This window comes from Pandoraea nosoerga (assembly GCF_902459585.1).
GTDB classification, from domain to species: Bacteria; Pseudomonadota; Gammaproteobacteria; order Burkholderiales; family Burkholderiaceae; genus Pandoraea; species Pandoraea nosoerga.
Genome location: NZ_CABPSC010000025.1, coordinates 1 through 17,462, shown reverse-complemented (window position 1 = coordinate 17,462; position 17,462 = coordinate 1). Strand labels below are relative to the sequence as shown.

Here is a 17,462-nt window from a genome sequence, read left to right as displayed (position 1 = left end):
ACACGGAGCAAACACGGACCGAACAACGGGCGGCAGAGGGCGGCAGAGGGCGGCAGAGGGCGGCCGGGGGACAGCCAGGGAACGCAGGCACGCAGCGCTGCCGGCAGCCCCGCCCCGACGCGGCGTCTCGCCGAAGTCTGCGGCGCGCCCGCCGCCCAATGGAATACACGTCTCAGATGAAAGCGCCCAGCAACCTGATTACCGGTGATGTCCGGACGAAAATCCGCAGCATGATTCTCGACTCGGAATTCAGGCCGGGGCAGCGCCTCATCGAGGATGAACTGATCCGGTTGCTGAACGTGGGCCGCACGCCCGTGCGCGAAGCGTTGCTGATTTTGCAGGGCGAGGGCTTCATTGCCCGTCATCGCGGCTGGGAAGTCCAAGGCGTCGACCATCTCGAGGTCCAGGCCATCTTCGAGAGCCGCGCGGCGATCGAAGCGGAGACCGCGCGCCTGGCCGCGCGCAAGATCACCCCGCAGGCATGCGACGCGCTCGCCGCGCTCATCGAGCAGATGACGCCAGAGAGCCACCGCCCGCGGCGGGTGCTCAATCGCCTGAACACGGAATTCCACGAACGGGTCGCGAAAGCGGCCGACAACGTGGTGCTCGCCCAGTTTCACGAACGCACCCAGTTCCATTACTGGGCGCTGCGCGTGCCCGTCATGTTCTCCGACGAGCAACTCGTCGCCACCAACCACGAGCACCGCGAACTGCTCGCGGCGCTGCGTGCGCATGACGAAGACGCAGCGGAACGCCTCGCCCGCGCCCACGTCGAGACGACGCGCGCCATCGTCGAGCCGGCGCTGGCGCGCTGATCGGGCGCTTTTCCCGGGCCGCGAAGACGGCGCCGCAAACCTATCTCACCAGATAACCGGCGACGCGCCAGCGCCCATCCACGCCGAAGACCATCGTGACCATTTCGTGGGCTTCGGCCTTGTGCTCGAACACGGTGTCGTACTGGATCACCACATACTCGCCGTCGGGTTGGCCGGGAATGGTGCGCGTGAAGACGGCGTCGTTCGTTTTGCGCGACTTGACCTTGCCCAGCGGCGTTCGCGCGACTTGCAGGTTGTCGGCCCACGCCTGGGCCGAAATCGCGCGCTGGAACACCGGTGCGGCCTGCTGCCAGCTTTGTGCCGCGCGATTGACGTCGACGAGCCCCAGCCACAGATTCGCCGCCTCGAGGGCCGGGCGCACGTCGCGATTGATATCGGTCGCGGGCGCGGTGGCATTGCTCGCCGGCGCGGCAAACAGCGGCGGCTGCGCGGAGCGCCGCTGCATTGGCTCCTGTGCGTGCGCCAACGCCATTACCAACGCGGCGGCGCCGAATGCGAGCGTCCGCGGGTAAAACGAGCGCGAACGCGGCCAACGCGACGCGAGCGAGGAACGAAAGTCGCCGGAAAGGCGAGCATGTCGGGAAAAGCGAAACAACGGCATTGACGCAGGCTCCTGGAAACCGGATGGACGCACCCGTGCATTCTACTGGTGCAGCGCCTTCTCGCGCTGCCATGGTGTCACGCTGTAACGCTGCCATGCGGCGTACATTACAATGCACGAACACATGCCGCTCCCCCCGCTGTCATCATCATGTTGACGACGTCCCTGCTCGCGATCACCTCACTGCTCAGCTTCATGATGTTGCTGATCGTGGGCTCGCTGCTGCGCTCGCGCGTGGCGGGCGTTCGTGAATGGTGCGGCGCCAACGTCGCGGTGCTCGTGGCCCTGCCGCTCTTCGCCCTGCGCGGCACCGTGCCGGACTTCCTCTCGATTCCCGTTGCCAACGTCACGCTCGCGGGCGGCTTGCTGCTCTATTACGCGGGCTGCGCGCGCTTTCTCGGGCAGCCGCCGCAATGGCATACGCTCGGGGCGTCGCTGGGCCTGCTTGCGGCCGCCATCCTGTTCTGGTCCTATGGGAGCCACAATCCGCAGGCGCGCGTCGTCGTCGTCTCCGCTTTCCACGCGGCGGTCCTGCTCGCCACGGCCGTGCTGATCGTGCGGCACATCCCGCCGCGCCGGCACCCGTACAACTATTGGCTCACCGCAGGTCTGGCAACGGCGTTCGCCATCGGTCATGCGATACGAGGCCTGATCTTCGGCATGGCGCCCGCTCCCGGGCCCGAGGTATTCGCCCCGACAACGTTCAATGCCGTCATGCTGACCATCGGCACGATCGTGATGCCCGCGATGACGATGGGCTCGGTGCTGATGATTCACGACGCCATGCTTGCCACGGCCGAGGAGGCCGCCAATCGCGACTATCTGACGGGGGCGCTCTCGCGCAAGCACTTCGACCTGCTGGCTCGCCAGGAAATGGGACGCGCCCTGGCGCGCGGCTGGCCGCTATCGATCATCGTCATCGATCTCGATCACTTCAAGCAGATCAACGACACACATGGTCACGCGGGAGGCGACACGGTCCTGCGCGAGTTCGTGAAGCTCGTGCGCGACAGTCTGCGCGAGGGCGACGTTTTCGGGCGTCTGGGCGGAGAGGAATTCGCCGTGCTGCTGCCCGGCACCGATACCCCGGGAGCGATTCGCATCGCCGAGCGTCTGCGCACTCAGGCGAGCCACCATCTGGTGGCCGGGCCGTTCGGCGTCTGCCACTACACGCTGAGCGGCGGCGTGGCCACGTGGCACGAGCACGAGAGCCTGGAAGCGCTGTGCATGCGCGCCGATCGCGCGCTGTATGCCGCCAAGATCTCGGGTCGCAATCTGGTGCTCTCCGACGTGTTGTCCAACGACGAAACGGCCCCCGAGGCGGGCTGAGCCCACGCCGCCGGGCCGCCCCGGCTACGGCGCCGCACGCGACTTGGCCCTCCCGGTGCTCCACGCCCCCGTGTCGGCACCGCGCTCACTTCGCCGAGCCGTCCGAGCCGTCCGGGAAGAACTCGGCGCGCATGCGCTGCACGTATGCGCTCAGGTTTGCGTGCTTTTCGGTCTCGTGCCGCAGCGTCATCTCGAAGTGCGGCGACACCGCGCTCGCGATGAAACCGAAGGCCGTGGCGTCCGCGCCGCATGGCTTGTCTCCAAAGAAATACGGTTTGTCGCCGAGTAGTTCCGCGGCCGCCTGTGCGCCGCGCGCGAGGATTTGCGACTGCTCCTGGGGCGTGAAGCGCGACGTGCCCTGCCCATGCAGCGTGCCGCGGATCTTGCGGCGAATGAGCGTCTGTACGAGGGGGCGCACCGGCCAGGGAATCGCCTTGAAGAACGACGCCGGTCCCCTGGCGAAATTCCCGTCGTCGCACCAGCGCGCCTGCACCACATGCCAGTAGAAGTGGTCCTCCAGCGCCTTTTCGAACATCCATGCCGCGCCGCGTTGCTCGGGCGTGAGTCCCGCGTCGAAATCGAATCCGTACTTGCGTTCGATGTGCAGCCGGATCAGCGTCGAGTCGGCCACGATCTGCCCGCCGTCGTCGATATACGGCAACTTGCCCTTGGGAGCGCGCCGGAATCCGCTGCGGTCGGTGCGATAGGGCAGCCCGGCCAGCTTGAGCAGCATCTCGGCCTTCACCACGAACGGACTGGCGTCGGGCATGCCGAAGGCGGGGCCAAAGGTGTACAGGGTCAACATCGGAGGCAGCTCCTGTGCGTTGGGAATGGCGCAGAGTATTACACGGGACGATTGCGCGTCGAGAAGCGGCGCGCCGTGGGGCGAAGGCAACGCACGTGGGGCCCGGCTACGTGACAAGCACACTGTGGATTTATACAGTATCATGTTACCCAATCGAGGAACGTCTTATGGAAATCATCGACTGGGATCAACTGGCGCTGAGCGCCGCCGAACGCGACCTTGCCGGCATCGTGCGCGAGATCGCCGCTCGTTACGAGCGTCGCCGTCTGACCGGGCAGGACACATTCGCGGGAGATGCCTCCGCCTCCACCGCCGGTTCCGGCCCCACCCATGCAGAGACAGCGCGCGCCTATGCGCCGGCCGTCGGGCTGGACTGGCGCACGCTGCTTGCCATCGCGGACGAGGCGGAAGCCGATCTCGGCCTGCACGCCCGGCACGAAGCCTGGGTGCTGGCGAGCGTGCTGCGTCTTCCCGGCGACGAGGCCCTGCGCCGCGCCGGGGAACTGCCGGCGCTCGACGCGCCGGTCGACCTGCAGTGGCCCGACGCGCCGACACCCGCCGTGTTCCGTGCCATCGTCGCCGCGTTCGCCGGCGAGGACCTGCACGCGGACGAGGCCGCGGCACACCACCGCGCCGGGTCTGCCGCACCGCCCCCGTCCAGCGCGCTTGCCGGCGGCCCGCAATGCACGGCGCGGGCGTCCTGAGCGGCACGATACGCGGGCGCTACGGCGTCCGGGAGCAACACACAGCAAGTTGATGGAAAACGCCGTCGAATCCGAACCCACGAATGCCGCGCCCGAAGCGGTCGACCCCGACGCGCTCGCGCGTTCGCTGCCCGCGCCCATGGTTTTCGTCGATCTGGAGACGACCGGCGGCAATGCGCTCGACGATCGCGTCACCGAAATCGGCGTGGTCGAGGTCGGGCCGCACGGCGTGGAACCATGGAGCACCCTGCTCGACCCCTGCGCCCCGATTCCTCCCTTCATCCAGCAGTTGACCGGCATCACGAACGACATGGTGCGTGGGCAGCCATCGTTCGCCACGCTGGCCGAGGGCCTCGCGGAGCGGCTGCACGGCAAGCTGTTCGTGGCGCATAACGCGCGCTTCGACTACGGCTTTCTAAAGAACGAGTTCAAGCGCGCGGGCATCCGCTTTCAGGCGGATGTGCTATGCACCGTGCGTCTGTCACGCCTGCTGTTTCCGTCGGCCGCCAGGCATGGCCTGGACGCCCTCATCGCGCGCTTCGGCCTCGCGCCGCTCGGGCGCCACCGGGCGCTGGCCGATGCCGATCTGCTGTGGCAGTTCTGGCAGAAACTGCACACGATCTACTCGCCCGAACTGATCGGGCAGGCGGTGCAGCGCGTCACGAAACGATCGAGCCAGCCGCCACAACTGCCCGACGAAGCGATCGACGCACTGCCCAATGGTCCCGGCGTGTATCTTTTCTACGGCGAAGGCGACACGCTGCTCTACGTCGGCAAGAGCGTCGATATCCGCGCGCGCGTGCGCGCGCACTTCTCCGGCGATCACCAGGTGGCCAAGGACCTGCGCATCTCGCAGGAGATCCGTCGCGTGCAAGCGCGGCGCACGGCGGGCGAGCTTGGCGCGCTGCTGCTCGAGTCGCAACTGGTCAAACAGCTGAAACCGGTTCACAACCGGCTGCTGCGCCGCGCGTCGAGCCTCTATAGCTGGCAGCTCCGCCCAGAGGACGACACGCCGCAACTCGTCAATGCGAAGACGCTCGACTTCGCGAGCGCCGACACGTTGTACGGCACGTTCACGTCGCGCAACAGCGCCCAGAGCGCACTGCGCGCGCTGGCCGACGAGCATCGGCTGTGCTGCGCGCAGCTCGGGCTGGAGACGGTCGCGGCGGGCCGGCCATGCTTCGGCTATCAGGTGAAGCGATGCGACGGCGTGTGCGTCGGCGAGGCGCCGCTCGATGCCCACACCTCGCGCATGCGCGAGGCCCTGTGCGCGATGCATCTGGAGACCTGGCCGTTCGAGGGCCCCATCGCCATCGAGGAACGCAGCACGTCCGGCGCGGCTGACGGTGGCCCGGAGGTCGAATATCACGTCATCGACCGCTGGCAATACCTGGGCAGCGTAACGTCGCAAGCGGCGCTCGATGCACTTCTCGACGACATGCCGGCCGTCACGGGTTTCGACCCCGATATCCATCGCCTGCTCGGACGGCGCCTTGCCGCCTCGCTCGCACAGGACAGCGCCGCGGCAAGCACGGCGGGCGGCCTCGCACCGCTCGCCGTGTGGCGGCTGACGCGTCCCGCGTTTCGCCTCACCCCGGACGAGCCGCCCGAGGCGACACCCGCAAAGCCGCATCACCCGGCGCTGCTGCGGCGCCGGCCGCCACGCCCCGAAAATCCCGCCCAGTACCGACTGCCGTTCGACGCCCGTTGACCTCCATGAACGCCCATGGACGCACATTGGCGCCCATTGACGCTCATTGACGCTCATTGACGCCCGCAGGGCGATCTCCCTTTCCACCGCCATTCGGCGCTATTGGGCACTATTCGACACTATTGGCCGCTATTTATTTCTCTCCGCCGTCACCTAGGCAAAACCCGCCTTTGCACGCCCAGGCATGAGCATATAAATATTAAGTATTTGCAAGACGCATGCTAAAGATCGAAGAATACGCAATCCGAATACAGCGCGGTCGGCGGGGTCAGCGCCGTGGCGTCGTCGACGTCGAGGGGCGGCGCATGCGTCACGCGGGGTGGGTGCCGTAGGCGCGCCCAACCTGCCGTCCGTGCGGGGCGCCCTTCCCCACGGCCGCCGCACTCACCCTCGTCGCCACAGACAGCCAGATGGAACTACGACAACTCGAAGCCTTCGCGGCAGTCATGTCGACCGGTAGCGTCACGGCCGCCGGGCGTCTGCTCGGGCGCTCGCAGCCTGCCATCACACGCATGATTCAGGAGCTGGAGGCCGAAATCGGCTACGCCCTGTTCGCGCGCAGCGGGCCGCGCGTCACGCCGACCGAGCAAGGCTTTCTGTTGTTCGAAGACGTCGAGCACGTGCTGGCCGGACTGCAGCAGATTCGCGCCCGCGCCGACGAAATCGCGCGCGGCCAGCGCCGGCCGCTGCACGTGGCCGCCACGTCGGCACTGGCGGCCGGGCTCGTGCCGGCAGCGCTTGCGCGGCCGGGCCTCGCGCACGACACGGCTCAGGTCCAGATGCGCAGTACCTCGCCCGAACAGGTCGTGCACGCGGTACTCACCGGCGCGGCCGACATCGGCGTGACGAGCCTGCCGCTCGAACATCGCGGCATCGTGGTGCACTGGATCGGCGAATCGGCGTGTGTGGCAGCCGTGCGCAGCGACGATCCGCTCGCCGGACACGACCGCCTACCGCTCGCCGCATGCGCGGGGCGGCGCATCATCACCATGCAGAATCCCTACCGCCTGCGCCGACGTCTCGATCAGGCCTTCTCGCAAGCCGGCGTGACGCCGGTGGGTCTCATCGAAACCAACGCGTCGATCAACGCCATGAGCGCCGTGCGCGCCGGCCTCGGCGTGGCCGTGCTCGAACCCGTGACGGCCTACGGACTGCCGCTCGACGGCGTGGCCGTGCGGCCCATCGATGCGCACATCCCGTTTTTCTTCGGCGTGATCACGCGCGACGCGCGCGAGCCGTCGCCCGCCGCCCTCGCCTTCGTGGACGCCCTCGCCGAGGCCGCGCGCCAGTTGCTGCCCGACTTCGCGCGGCGCGCCGCCACCGAACACGCCCAAGTCCTGCAGTCGCTCTACGGCGATTTGCCCGCACCCAAGGAAGCCTCGTCGTCATGACCCAGTCCCCGACATCCGCCACCGGCCTGCGCGCGCTCGAAGCGCGTCTGCGCCAGGACCTCGCCTGGCTCGAACTGCCCGCCCGGCGCTGGGTGCCCGAGCGCACGTTCCGCGACCAGCCCGTGCTCGACGTCGCCATCATCGGCGGCGGCATGGCGGGGCTCGCGGCCGCCGCGTCGCTTGCGCATCTCGGCGTTGGCGCCGTGATCTTCGACCAGTCGCCGCGCGGCTTCGAGGGTCCCTGGGCCACGACCGCGCGCATGGAAACGCTGCGCTCGCCCAAGCAGTTGACCGGCCCCGCGCTCGGCCTGCCCGCGCTCACGTTCCGCGCCTGGTTCGAAGCCCAGTTCGGCCTCGACGCGTGGGAGGCGCTCGACAAGATCCCGCGTCTGCAGTGGATGGACTATCTGCGCTGGTATCGCGAGGTGCTCGCCATCGATGTGCGCAACGAACATCGCGTGACGGCCGTGACGCCGCTTGGCGCCGACGGTGTTGTGGCGCTGTCGATCGTGTCGCCCGAAGGCGAGCAGACGGTCTACGCGCGCCACGTGGTGCTCGCCACGGGCCGCGACGGTCTCGGCGGGCCGAGCGTGCCGGCCTTCGCTCGCGATTTGCCGCGCCGCTTCTGGGCGCACTCGTCGGACGTCATGGACTACGGCACGCTGCGCGGCAAGCGCGTGGGCGTGATCGGCGCGGGCGCGTCGGCGATGGACAGCGCCGCGACGGCGCTCGAAGCCGGCGCGGCCAGCGTCGACCTGCTGATTCGCCGCGCCGACATTCCGCGCGTCAACAAGGGCAAAGGGGCCGGCAATCCGGGCCTCACGCATGGCCATGTCAACCTGCCCGACGAATGGAAGTGGCGCATCCGTCACTACATCAACGTGCAGCAGGTCCCGCCGCCGCGCGGCAGCACGCTGCGCGTGTCGCGCCACGAGAACGCGCGCTTCAATCTCGGCGCGCCGATTCTCGGCGTCACCCCGCTCGGCGACGTCCTGCACGTGCGCACCGCGAAAGGCACCTTCGTGCTCGACTTCCTCGTGTTCGCCACCGGCTTTCGCATCGATATCGCCGGCCGCCCCGAGTTCGCGTCTTTCGCCGGATTCGTGCGTAAGTGGAGCGATCGCTACACGCCGCCTGCCGGCGACGAAGACGTCGAGCTGTCCGACTCCCCGGACCTCGGCCCGGCCTTCGAGTTTCTCGAAAAGACACCCGGCACCTGCCCCGGTCTCGAGCGCATCCATTGCTTCTGCGCGCCTGCCACGCTCTCGCACGGCGCGCTCTCGGGCGACATTCCGGCCGTGAGCGAAGGCGCGAAGCGCCTGGCGCAGGCGCTCGCCGGCACGTTCTATCGCGAGGACGTCGAACATCACTACGCGAACATGGAAGCCTACGCCGAGCCCGAAGTCTACGGCGACGAGTGGACGCCGGCCCCACCGCCGCCCGCCGTGCCATCGCCGTCGTCCGTTGCCGAAGCCGACGCCGAAGCCGAAGCCGACGCCGAAGCCGGCAGGGAGCACACGGCATGAGCGCGTGGATTCTGCGTCGCGTGCTGCAGGCGGTGTTCGTCGTCTGGCTGATGACGCTCATCGTGTTCGTCGGCCTGCACGCCATCGGCAATCCGGTCGACATTCTGATCGGACAGGACGTCGATCAGGTCGATCGCGCGCGGATCATCGCGCAGCTCGGCCTCGACCAGCCGTTGTGGCGCCAGTACCTGTCCTTCGTCGGCGGCGCGCTGCGCGGCGAGCTCGGCAACAGTTTCGTGTACAACGTGCCGGCCATCGAGCTGATCCTGCAGCGCCTGCCCGCCACGCTCGAACTGGCCTTCGCCGCGCTCGTGCTCGCGGTGTTCATCGGCATTCCGCTCGGCCTGTTCGCCGGTCTCTATCCGCGCAACCCGATCTCGAAGCTGCTCATGACGGGCAGCATCGTCGGCTTCTCGCTGCCCACGTTCTGGGTCGGCCTCATGCTCATCATGTTCTTCTCGGTGCACCTGGGCGTGCTGCCGGCGAGCGGGCGGGGCGAGACGGTGCGCGTGTTCGGCGTGGAATGGTCGTTTCTCACCGCCGATGGTCTGCGTCACCTGATCCTGCCCGCGCTCAATCTCGCGCTGTTCAAGATTTCGCTGGTACTGCGCCTCACGCGTGCGGGCGTCGCCGAAGTGCTGCCGCAGGACTTCGTGAAGTTCGCGCGCGCCAAGGGGCTCTCGCCGCTGCGCGTGGTGCTCGTGCACGTGCTGCGCAACACGCTGATTCCGCTGGTCACCGTGCTCGGCATCGAATTCGGCTCGACCATCGCCTTCGCCGTGGTCACCGAAAGCGTGTTCGCCTGGCCCGGCGCCGGCAAGCTCATTCTCGACAGCATCAACTCGCTCGACCGCCCCGTGATCGTGGCGTATCTCATCGTGGTGGTGTGCCTGTTCGTATCGCTCAACCTGATCGTGGACGTGCTCTACAAGTGGCTCGATCCACGAGTGCGCGTGGAGGCCGCCGCCTGATGCCGCTCAATCCGCCCTCTCATTCCTCGCCCGGCGGCCAGCCGGCGGCGGCCTTCGTCGCCGAGCCGGTCCCGACGCGCCGCGAGTCGCCCTGGCAGCAAGGCATGCGGGAGTTCCTGCGCTCGAAGAGCGCCGTGCTCGGACTCGTGCTGCTCGTGGTGCTGGTGGCCGCCGCGCTCGCCGCGCCGTGGATCACACCGCAGAATCCGTATGACCTGATGCAACTCGACGTGATGGACGCGCGTCTGCCGCCGCTCGCCGCCAACGGCGCGGCCACGTATACCTACTGGCTCGGCACCGATGGTCAGGGCCGCGACCTGCTCTCCGGCATCGTCTACGGTCTGCGCATCAGTCTCGGCGTCGGTGTCGGCTCGGCGCTCATCGCCGGCATCCTCGGCACGATCCTCGGTCTCGTGGCGGCGTATGCCGGCGGGCGCGTCGACGCGTCCATCATGCGCCTCGTCGATCTGCTGCTGTCGTTCCCGTCGATTCTCGTCGCGCTGATGATCCTCGCCTACGTCGGCAAGGGCATCGGCAACGTGGTGCTCACACTGGTGGTGCTCGAATGGGCGTACTTCGCGCGCACGGCGCGCGGGCAGGCGCTCGTGGAGTCGCGCCGCGAATATGTGGAAGCCGCGCGCTGCCAGGCCATTCCGAACTGGCGCATCGTGCTCGGCCACATTCTGCCGAACTGCCTGCCGCCGCTCATCGTGGTGGGCTCGCTGCAGGTCGCGCGCGCCATCACGCTCGAAGCCACGCTATCGTTCCTCGGCCTGGGCGTGCCGATCACCGAGCCGTCGCTGGGGCTGCTCATCGCCAATGGCTATCAGACGATGCTCTCCGGCGAATACTGGATCAGCGTGTATCCCGGCCTTGCGCTGCTGCTCACGGTCGTCGCCATCAATCTCGTGGGCGACCGCCTGCGCGACGTGTTCAATCCGAGGTTGCAGAAATGAGCGGCGCCGTGTCTTCTCCATCCTCCACGTCGCGTGCGCTGACGCTGGAGGTGCGCAATCTGCGCACCCAGTTCATCACGCGCGCGGGCACGCTTCCCGCCGTCGACGACGTGTCGTTCTCGCTGCCGCCCGGCCACATCATGGGCCTGGTCGGCGAGTCGGGGTCCGGCAAGTCCGTGACCGGCTTCTCGATCATGGGGCTGGTCGACGCTCCGGGCCGCATCGTCGGCGGCGAAGTGCTCTTTCAGGGGCGCGACCTCACGCGCCTGTCGCCCGCGGAGTTGCGCCACCTGCAAGGCAACCGCATCGCAATGATCTTTCAGGATCCGATGATGACGCTCAACCCGGTGTTGCGCGTCGACATGCAGATGATCGAGGCGGTACGTGCGCATCAGCGCGTATCGAAGTCGCAGGCGCGCGATCTGGCGCGCGACACGCTGGGCATGATGGGCATTCCGAGTCCGGACGAGCGCCTGCGCGCGTATCCGCATCAACTCTCGGGCGGCATGCGCCAGCGCGTGGCGATTGCCATCGCGATGCTCCATCGCCCGGATCTGATCATCGCGGATGAGCCGACCACTGCACTCGACGTCACGATCCAGGCGCAGATCCTCTCGGAAGTGCAGAAACTCTCGCGTCAGCACGGCACGGCGCTCATCTGGATCACCCACGACCTGTCGGTCGTGGCGGGTCTGGCCGACACGGTCGCCGTGATGTACGCGGGCCGCATCGTCGAGCAAGGCACCGTCGACGCAGTGCTCGACGCGCCGCAGCACCCCTATACGGCCGGCCTCATCGGCAGCTTGCCGAGCCTGAACAAGCGCGGCCAGCGCCTGCGCCAGATTCCGGGCATGACGCCGAACCTGCTCGCCATGCCGGCCGGCTGTGCGTTCGCCTCGCGCTGCGCGTATGCAAGCGCGGCGTGCGCGCAGCGGCCCGAGATCACGCAGACGTCGCCGGGCCGCCTCGTGCGGTGCTTCCACCCGGGCGCCGCGCTGCACAAGGAGATGGTATGAATTCGCCGCTGTCCCAAAGTCGCCACGGCCAGCCCGGCCAGGTTGGGAATGCCGGCCACGGCAAGTCGAACAGCCCGAGCGCGACGTTGCCGACACCGATCGTGTCGCTGCGCGGCGTGAGCAAGCGCTTTGGCGAGCGTCGCGTGGGCCCTGCCGGACGTCTGCTCGAGCGCGCGGGCCTCGGGCGTGCGCCGGCCGTGGTGCGCGCCGTCGATAACGTCGATCTGATCGTCAAGCCGGGCGAGGTCGTCGGCCTGGTCGGCGAGTCGGGATGCGGCAAATCCACGCTCGGGCGCATGCTCGCCGGACTGCTCGAGCCGTCGTCCGGCGAAATCCAGATTCATGGCCGTCCGGCCGGATCGCTGTCCGCCGAGCAACGGCGCGACGCGCGCCTGAAGATCCAGATGATCTTCCAGGACCCCTACGCGAGCCTCAACCCGCGGCTGCGCATCGACCGCATCGTCGGCGAAGGCGCACTCGTGCATGGCCTGACCGACCGGGCGGGCTTCGACGACTACGTGAGCGCCCAACTGCAGCGCGCCGGCCTCGATCCGGCGCTGCGCCACCGGTATCCGCATCAGTTCAGCGGCGGGCAGCGCCAGCGCATCGGCATTGCGCGGGCGCTGGCCGTTGCGCCGGATCTGCTCGTGTGCGACGAAGCCGTCGCCGCGCTCGACGTGTCGATTCAGGCGCAGATTCTCAATCTGTTCATGGACCTGCGCGAGCAACTGCGTCTCACCTACGTATTCATCAGCCATGACCTGGGCGTGGTCGAACACCTGTCCGATCGCGTGGTGATCATGTATCTGGGGCGCATCGTGGAGAGCGCGCCGGTCGAGGAAGTCTTTCGCCGCGCAAACCACCCGTACACGCAGGCGCTGCTCGCCGAGATTCCGCGCATCGACGTGCGTCACAAGACGTTCTCGGCGATCCGCGGCGAGATCCCGAGCCCGATCGCGCCGCCGGGCGGTTGCCACTTCCACCCGCGATGTCCGCATGCCATGCCGCGGTGCCGCACGCAAGCGCCCACGCTGCGCGGCGTGGCCGTCAACCATGTGAGCGCCTGTCACCTGAACGACGCCTGATATGCCCGCGGACGCGCGACGTCTGCACCTTCTTTCACTCATCAACGACCAGGATTCATAATGAAACGCTTCTTGTTGTCCTCGCTGGCAGCCGCATTGCTCGCGACGAGCGCCGCGGCCTCCGCCCAGACGCTGCGCATCGCCTTTGCCGACCCGCTGTCCTCGCTCGATCCGCAGCTCAACAACCATGCGGGCGACCGCTCGGTCGACCTGCACTTCTGGGATCTGCTCGTCGAGAACAAGTGGAACAAGCTGCAGCCGGGCCTTGCCGTGTCGTGGAAGGCGCTTGACGCCAGAACGTGGGAATTCAAGCTGCGCCCGAACGTGAAGTGGCACGACGGCCAGCCGTTCACCGCTGCCGACGTGATCTATTCGTATCAGCGCGCCCGCAACGTGCCGGGCAGCGTGGCGACGTTTGCGGGCTACCTGCGCACCATCGACACGATGAACGCGCCCGATCCGCTCACGCTCGTCATCAAGACGAAGATTCCAAATCCCGATCTGCCGCTGAATCTCGCATCGGTGCATATCGTGAGCAAGCACGTGGGCGAGAAGTCGAACACCGACGACTACAACGCCGGGCGTGCAATGGTCGGCACCGGCCCGTTCAAGTACGTTTCGTACACGCCGGGCGATCGCGTCGAGATGGTGCGCAACGACAACTATTGGGCCGGCAAGTCCGAGTGGGAGAAGGTCGACTACCGCTACGTCAACAATGCCGCGGCGCGCACGGCAGCGCTTCTCGCCGGTGACGTGGACGTGATCGACAAGGTCTCGGCGTCGGACATCCCTCGCCTGAAGAAGTCACCCAACGTGACCGTGTTCCCGTACCCGGGCCTGCGCGTGATGCTGCTCCAGCCGTCGTTCCGCGAGGGTTCGAACCAGTACATCACCGACAACGCCGGCAAGCCGCTCGCCAAGAATCCGCTGCTCGACGTGCGCGTGCGCCGCGCGCTCTCGCTCGCCATCAACCGCGAGGCCATCGTCACGCGCATCATGCAGGGCACGGCCAGTGTGGCCAACCAGTGGATGCCGAAGGACACGTTCGGCTACAACCCCGAGGTGAAGGACATTCCGTTCGACGCCGCCCAGGCCAAGAAACTGCTCGCCGAGGCCGGCTATCCCGAGGGCTTCAAGCTGACGATGCACGTGCCGAACGATCGCTATCCGCAGGGCCCGGAAACGGCGCAGGCAGTCGCGCAGTTCTGGACGCGCATCGGCGTGAAGACGCAGGTGGAGGTGGTGCCCTGGGCTGTCTACTCGAGCCGCGCGAACAAGAACGAGTACGCCATGTCGATGCTCGCCTGGGGCAATGGCACCGGTGAAGCGAGCTACGCGCTCGTGAACGTGCTGGCCACCGTCGACGCCAAGAAGGGGCTCGGCGCCTCGAACTGGGGCCACTACAGCAACCCGGCCGTGGACAAGGCGCTCGATGCGTCGACCGCCGAGTTCGACGAGGGCAAGCGCGAAGCGATCCTGCGCCAGTCGGTGAAGGTGGTGTCGGACGACGTCGGCGTGATCGCGCTGTACCACTACCAGAACATCTGGGCCGCGCGTAAGGGCCTGAAGGTCACGCCGTTCACGAGCGATCGCACCGTCGCGATGCAAGTGACCAAGGCCGCCAAGTGAGCCGGCGCACCGAATCATGACGTCTTCGCTCTTTCTCACGGCGACGCCTGCCGATGCGCTGATCGACGTGCCGCGCCGTCTCGTGGTGCAAGGCGCCGCGCCGGGCGCGCACGTCACGCTGGCCGCGAGCACGCCTCGCGCGGGCGGCGTGCTCTGGCAGGCCGAAGCCACGTTCGTCGCCGACGCCCAGGGCGTGGTCGATCTCACGCGCGACGCGCCCATCGGCGGCAGCTATCGGGGCGTGTCGCCGATGGGGCTCGTGTGGTCGCAGGTGCCGGAAGACGGCAAGAGTCGCGAAGTGTTCGCGCAGCCGGTCACCCGGCCGCTCGTCACCACGGTGACGGCGCTGGCGGCGGGCGACGGCGGCGAGGCTTTCGCGCCGTCGAGCGTGTCGTTCGTGCAACGCCTCGCCGCCGATGGCGTAACGCGGCGCGACGTGCGCGAAGACGGGCTCGTCGGCACGTTGTATCTGCCGCCGGGCGACGGCCCGTTTCCCGCCGTCATGATCCTCAACGGCTCGGGCGGCGGCATCAACGAGCCGCGCGCCGCGCTCTATGCGTCGCATGGCTACGCGGCCTTCGCGCTCGGCTACTTCAAAGGACCGGGCCTGCCCGACTATATCTCCAACACGCCGCTCGAGTACTTCGCGAAGGGCATGGACTGGCTGCGCCGCACGGTGCGCCCCGCCCACGATTTCGTGGCGCTCTCGGGACAGTCGCGCGGCGGCGAGTTGGTGCTGCTGCTCGGCGCCACCTTCCCGGAAGCCGTCAGCGCGGTGATCGGCTACGTGCCTAGCGCGTTGATCCACAGCGCGCAGAACGCCTGCGATCCGGCCATCGGCCGCGAAGGGCCGACGTGGTTGCTCGACGGCAAGCCGTTGCCGCACATCTGGGAGAACAATCGGACCGCATCCTGGGCGCCGTTCGACGAAGGGCCGCCGCCGCACCGGCACACGAACGCGATGCTGACGGCGCTCGACGATGCACAGGCCGTCGAGCGTGCCCGCATCCCCGTCGAGAAAATCCGCGGGCCTGTCATGCTGCTCTCCGCCGAAGACGATGGGTCGTGGCCCTCGAGCCGATATTCGCGAATGGTGACCGAACGGTTGGCGGCGCATTCGCATCCGTATGCCGTCGAGCATCTCGATTTCGAAAAGGCCGGACACGCCATCGTCTTTCCGTATGTGCCGACGACGCAGCTCGTCTACGCGCATCCGGTCTCCGGCAAGATCAGCACCGGCGGCGGACAGCCGGACGCCAACGCAATCGCCGACGAACGTTCGTGGCGCGCCGTGCTGGCCTTCCTCGCACGGGCCGTGGCCGAACGCGCTCAATCACAAGGACAATCATGACCGCCAATACTCAGTACGCCCATTACGACATCGCCAATGATCTCGTGGATCGCGTCGCCGGCCTGGCTGTCGGCTCGGCCACGCATACGCTGCGACACGCGCGCGAGAAGGTCGCCGCCGCCACGCAGGGCAGTTACGACGGGCTGTTCGATCCGAAGCTCGAAGGGCTCTCGCTCGTGGAGCGTCTGCTCGTTGCGCTCTATGCGAGCCGTCTGACGCCTTCGCCGTCGCTCGCCGCACACTATCGCGCCGAGCTCGCCAGGCATACTGTCGACGCCGCGCAACTCGCCGCCGTCGAGGCCGGGCAGCCGGAGGATGTGACGGATGCGCGCCTGCGCGCAATGCTGACCTTCACGCGCACGTTGATCGAAAATCCCGTGGAAGGCGACAAGGCAGCGCTGCACAAGCTGCCCGCGGCGGGGCTCACGACGCCGGCCATCGTCGCACTCGCGCAGTTGGTCGCATTCCTGTCGTACCAGACGCGTCTGGTCGCAGGTCTTCAAGCCCTCAGACAATTGGCCCCGCAGGAGACGGCAGCATGAGCGACATCATCCGTTCGCACGGTTTCACCAACGAGACGCTGGACTGGGATGCGTGGCTCGACGTCGTAACGCTCGAGAACGCTACGCCCGAGCAGATCGCCGTGCTCGAGGAAAGTCATCCGAAGGCAAAGACGTCGGATTATTACCTCTTCCTCGTGCATCAGCCCGAGATTCTGCGGCAACGCTCCGCGGCGTTCAACGCCATCATGTACGCGCCGGGCGGTATGCCGCGCGCTGAACGCGAATTGTCGACGACCGTCGTCTCGCGTATCAATGGCTGCGTGTATTGTGCGTCGGTGCATGCGCAGCGCTTCGAGCAGTTGGCCAAGCGCAATGACGTGATTCGCGAGGTGTTCGACGATCCGCGCACGGCGGGCACGACGCCGCGCGAGAAGGCCATCGCGCAGTTCTCCATCGCGTTGACGGAGAAACCGGGCGACGTGCGCGCCGAACAGCTGCAGGCGCTGCGCGACGTCGGACTGACCGACGCCGAAATCCTCGACCTGATCCACTCCATCGCGATCTTCGCCTGGGCCAACCGGCTCATGCTCAACCTCGGCGAGCCGGTGTTTCCGGACACGGCGGCTACGGTGTGAGACGGGGGGTAGTGGCCTAGCGGTTTAGTGTCTTGCTGGCTTAGTGGTTGGTAGTTTGCCGCCGGTGGTCTGCGGCAATTGACGCCGATGCCTGCTGCGTGCGGTGGACGCCAGCTCGAGGTCCCCGACTGCCGGACAGACGCCGTCGAAACAAAGGCGCGGTCCGAGCGGCCGCGCTCCACGCGGCGAGTGCGTAGATTGCGGCGTCGAAAGTCGCCCCCAGCGCATTGCGCCCGTGCCGAGCATGGGGTCGTCCATGCATACCGAGGCTTCATTTTCGGAGGCAGGCAAAAGCAAAACTCAAGCGCCCCTGCAAAGCAAAAACCCCTTACCAGGCGCCTGGCAAGGGGTTTTTAAGGGGAGCCTGACGATTACCTACTTTCACACGGGAATCCGCACTATCATCGGCGTGG

General features: G+C 67.5%; 14 protein-coding genes and 1 pseudogene. 13 read left to right on the top strand and 2 right to left on the bottom strand.

What is annotated here, in order from left to right:
• Positions 1-158 precede the first annotated feature (158 nt).
• Positions 159-815, top strand: a complete 657-nt coding sequence (locus tag PNO31109_RS21410) for a GntR family transcriptional regulator (RefSeq protein ID WP_150557461.1) — start codon at positions 159-161, stop codon at positions 813-815.
• 40 nt (positions 816-855) lie between these two features.
• Here the strand turns inward: PNO31109_RS21410 and PNO31109_RS21405 are convergent, their stop codons facing one another.
• Positions 856-1,281, bottom strand: coding sequence for a DUF4019 domain-containing protein (locus tag PNO31109_RS21405; protein ID WP_174966494.1), 426 nt, complete (start codon positions 1,279-1,281; stop codon positions 856-858).
• 306 nt (positions 1,282-1,587) lie between these two features.
• On the opposite strand from PNO31109_RS21405, the gene PNO31109_RS21400 reads away from it, so the two are divergent.
• Positions 1,588-2,766, top strand: coding sequence for a GGDEF domain-containing protein (locus tag PNO31109_RS21400; protein WP_150557459.1), 1,179 nt, complete (start codon positions 1,588-1,590; stop codon positions 2,764-2,766).
• Between the two features lie 85 nt (positions 2,767-2,851).
• Here the strand turns inward: PNO31109_RS21400 and PNO31109_RS21395 are convergent, their stop codons facing one another.
• Complete coding sequence (locus tag PNO31109_RS21395; protein ID WP_150557458.1) at positions 2,852-3,571, bottom strand: glutathione S-transferase C-terminal domain-containing protein; 720 nt, start codon at positions 3,569-3,571, stop codon at positions 2,852-2,854.
• A gap of 167 nt (positions 3,572-3,738) precedes the next feature.
• On the opposite strand from PNO31109_RS21395, the gene PNO31109_RS21390 reads away from it, so the two are divergent.
• The 11 genes and pseudogenes from PNO31109_RS21390 to PNO31109_RS21335 all read left to right on the top strand — a co-directional run bounded on the left by PNO31109_RS21390 (position 3,739) and on the right by PNO31109_RS21335 (position 17,049).
• On the top strand, positions 3,739-4,275 hold the full coding sequence (locus PNO31109_RS21390) for a DUF2471 family protein (protein ID WP_150557457.1): 537 nt from the start codon (positions 3,739-3,741) through the stop codon (positions 4,273-4,275).
• 52 nt (positions 4,276-4,327) lie between these two features.
• Positions 4,328-5,986, top strand: coding sequence for an exonuclease domain-containing protein (locus PNO31109_RS21385; RefSeq protein WP_150557456.1), 1,659 nt, complete (start codon positions 4,328-4,330; stop codon positions 5,984-5,986).
• A 410-nt stretch (positions 5,987-6,396) separates the two neighbouring features.
• Positions 6,397-7,377, top strand: coding sequence for a LysR family transcriptional regulator (locus PNO31109_RS21380; RefSeq protein ID WP_150557455.1), 981 nt, complete (start codon positions 6,397-6,399; stop codon positions 7,375-7,377).
• Positions 7,374-8,903 (top strand): flavin-containing monooxygenase, encoded by a 1,530-nt coding sequence (locus PNO31109_RS21375; RefSeq protein ID WP_150557454.1) that lies wholly within the window; start codon positions 7,374-7,376, stop codon positions 8,901-8,903. The genes PNO31109_RS21380 and PNO31109_RS21375 overlap by 4 nt, the downstream gene beginning before the upstream one ends.
• Positions 8,900-9,874, top strand: coding sequence for an ABC transporter permease (locus PNO31109_RS21370; protein ID WP_150557453.1), 975 nt, complete (start codon positions 8,900-8,902; stop codon positions 9,872-9,874). Before PNO31109_RS21375 ends, PNO31109_RS21370 begins: the two co-directional genes overlap by 4 nt.
• Positions 9,874-10,830 (top strand): ABC transporter permease, encoded by a 957-nt coding sequence (locus PNO31109_RS21365; RefSeq protein WP_150557452.1) that lies wholly within the window; start codon positions 9,874-9,876, stop codon positions 10,828-10,830. Before PNO31109_RS21370 ends, PNO31109_RS21365 begins: the two co-directional genes overlap by 1 nt.
• 8 nt (positions 10,831-10,838) lie before the next feature.
• Positions 10,839-11,846 (top strand): ABC transporter ATP-binding protein, encoded by a 1,008-nt coding sequence (locus tag PNO31109_RS21360; RefSeq protein WP_370750494.1) that lies wholly within the window; start codon positions 10,839-10,841, stop codon positions 11,844-11,846.
• 86 nt (positions 11,847-11,932) lie between these two features.
• Complete coding sequence (locus PNO31109_RS21355) at positions 11,933-12,931, top strand: ABC transporter ATP-binding protein (RefSeq protein ID WP_150557468.1); 999 nt, start codon at positions 11,933-11,935, stop codon at positions 12,929-12,931.
• Between the two features lie 60 nt (positions 12,932-12,991).
• A complete protein-coding gene (locus PNO31109_RS21350; RefSeq protein WP_150557450.1) occupies positions 12,992-14,560 on the top strand; it encodes an ABC transporter substrate-binding protein in 1,569 nt (522 codons plus the stop codon).
• A gap of 16 nt (positions 14,561-14,576) precedes the next feature.
• Positions 14,577-16,453, top strand: a pseudogene (locus PNO31109_RS21345) (acyl-CoA thioester hydrolase/BAAT C-terminal domain-containing protein).
• A complete protein-coding gene (locus PNO31109_RS21335; protein ID WP_150557447.1) occupies positions 16,450-17,049 on the top strand; it encodes a peroxidase-related enzyme in 600 nt (199 codons plus the stop codon). Before PNO31109_RS21345 ends, PNO31109_RS21335 begins: the two are co-directional and overlap by 4 nt.
• Positions 17,050-17,462: the final 413 nt, after the last annotated feature.

What these genes read in the sequence shown, in the direction of transcription:
- PNO31109_RS21410 (WP_150557461.1), top strand. Translation starts at nt 159, where the DNA reads ATGGAATACACGTCTCAGATGAAAGCGCCCAGCAACCTGATTACCGGT.
- PNO31109_RS21405 (WP_174966494.1), bottom strand. Translation starts at nt 1,281, where the DNA reads ATGCAGCGGCGCTCCGCGCAGCCGCCGCTGTTTGCCGCGCCGGCGAGC.
- PNO31109_RS21400 (WP_150557459.1), top strand. Translation starts at nt 1,588, where the DNA reads ATGTTGACGACGTCCCTGCTCGCGATCACCTCACTGCTCAGCTTCATG.
- PNO31109_RS21395 (WP_150557458.1), bottom strand. Translation starts at nt 3,571, where the DNA reads ATGTTGACCCTGTACACCTTTGGCCCCGCCTTCGGCATGCCCGACGCC.
- PNO31109_RS21390 (WP_150557457.1), top strand. Translation starts at nt 3,739, where the DNA reads ATGGAAATCATCGACTGGGATCAACTGGCGCTGAGCGCCGCCGAACGC.
- PNO31109_RS21385 (WP_150557456.1), top strand. Translation starts at nt 4,328, where the DNA reads ATGGAAAACGCCGTCGAATCCGAACCCACGAATGCCGCGCCCGAAGCG.
- PNO31109_RS21380 (WP_150557455.1), top strand. Translation starts at nt 6,397, where the DNA reads ATGGAACTACGACAACTCGAAGCCTTCGCGGCAGTCATGTCGACCGGT.
- PNO31109_RS21375 (WP_150557454.1), top strand. Translation starts at nt 7,374, where the DNA reads ATGACCCAGTCCCCGACATCCGCCACCGGCCTGCGCGCGCTCGAAGCG.
- PNO31109_RS21370 (WP_150557453.1), top strand. Translation starts at nt 8,900, where the DNA reads ATGAGCGCGTGGATTCTGCGTCGCGTGCTGCAGGCGGTGTTCGTCGTC.
- PNO31109_RS21365 (WP_150557452.1), top strand. Translation starts at nt 9,874, where the DNA reads ATGCCGCTCAATCCGCCCTCTCATTCCTCGCCCGGCGGCCAGCCGGCG.
- PNO31109_RS21350 (WP_150557450.1), top strand. Translation starts at nt 12,992, where the DNA reads ATGAAACGCTTCTTGTTGTCCTCGCTGGCAGCCGCATTGCTCGCGACG.
- PNO31109_RS21335 (WP_150557447.1), top strand. Translation starts at nt 16,450, where the DNA reads ATGAGCGACATCATCCGTTCGCACGGTTTCACCAACGAGACGCTGGAC.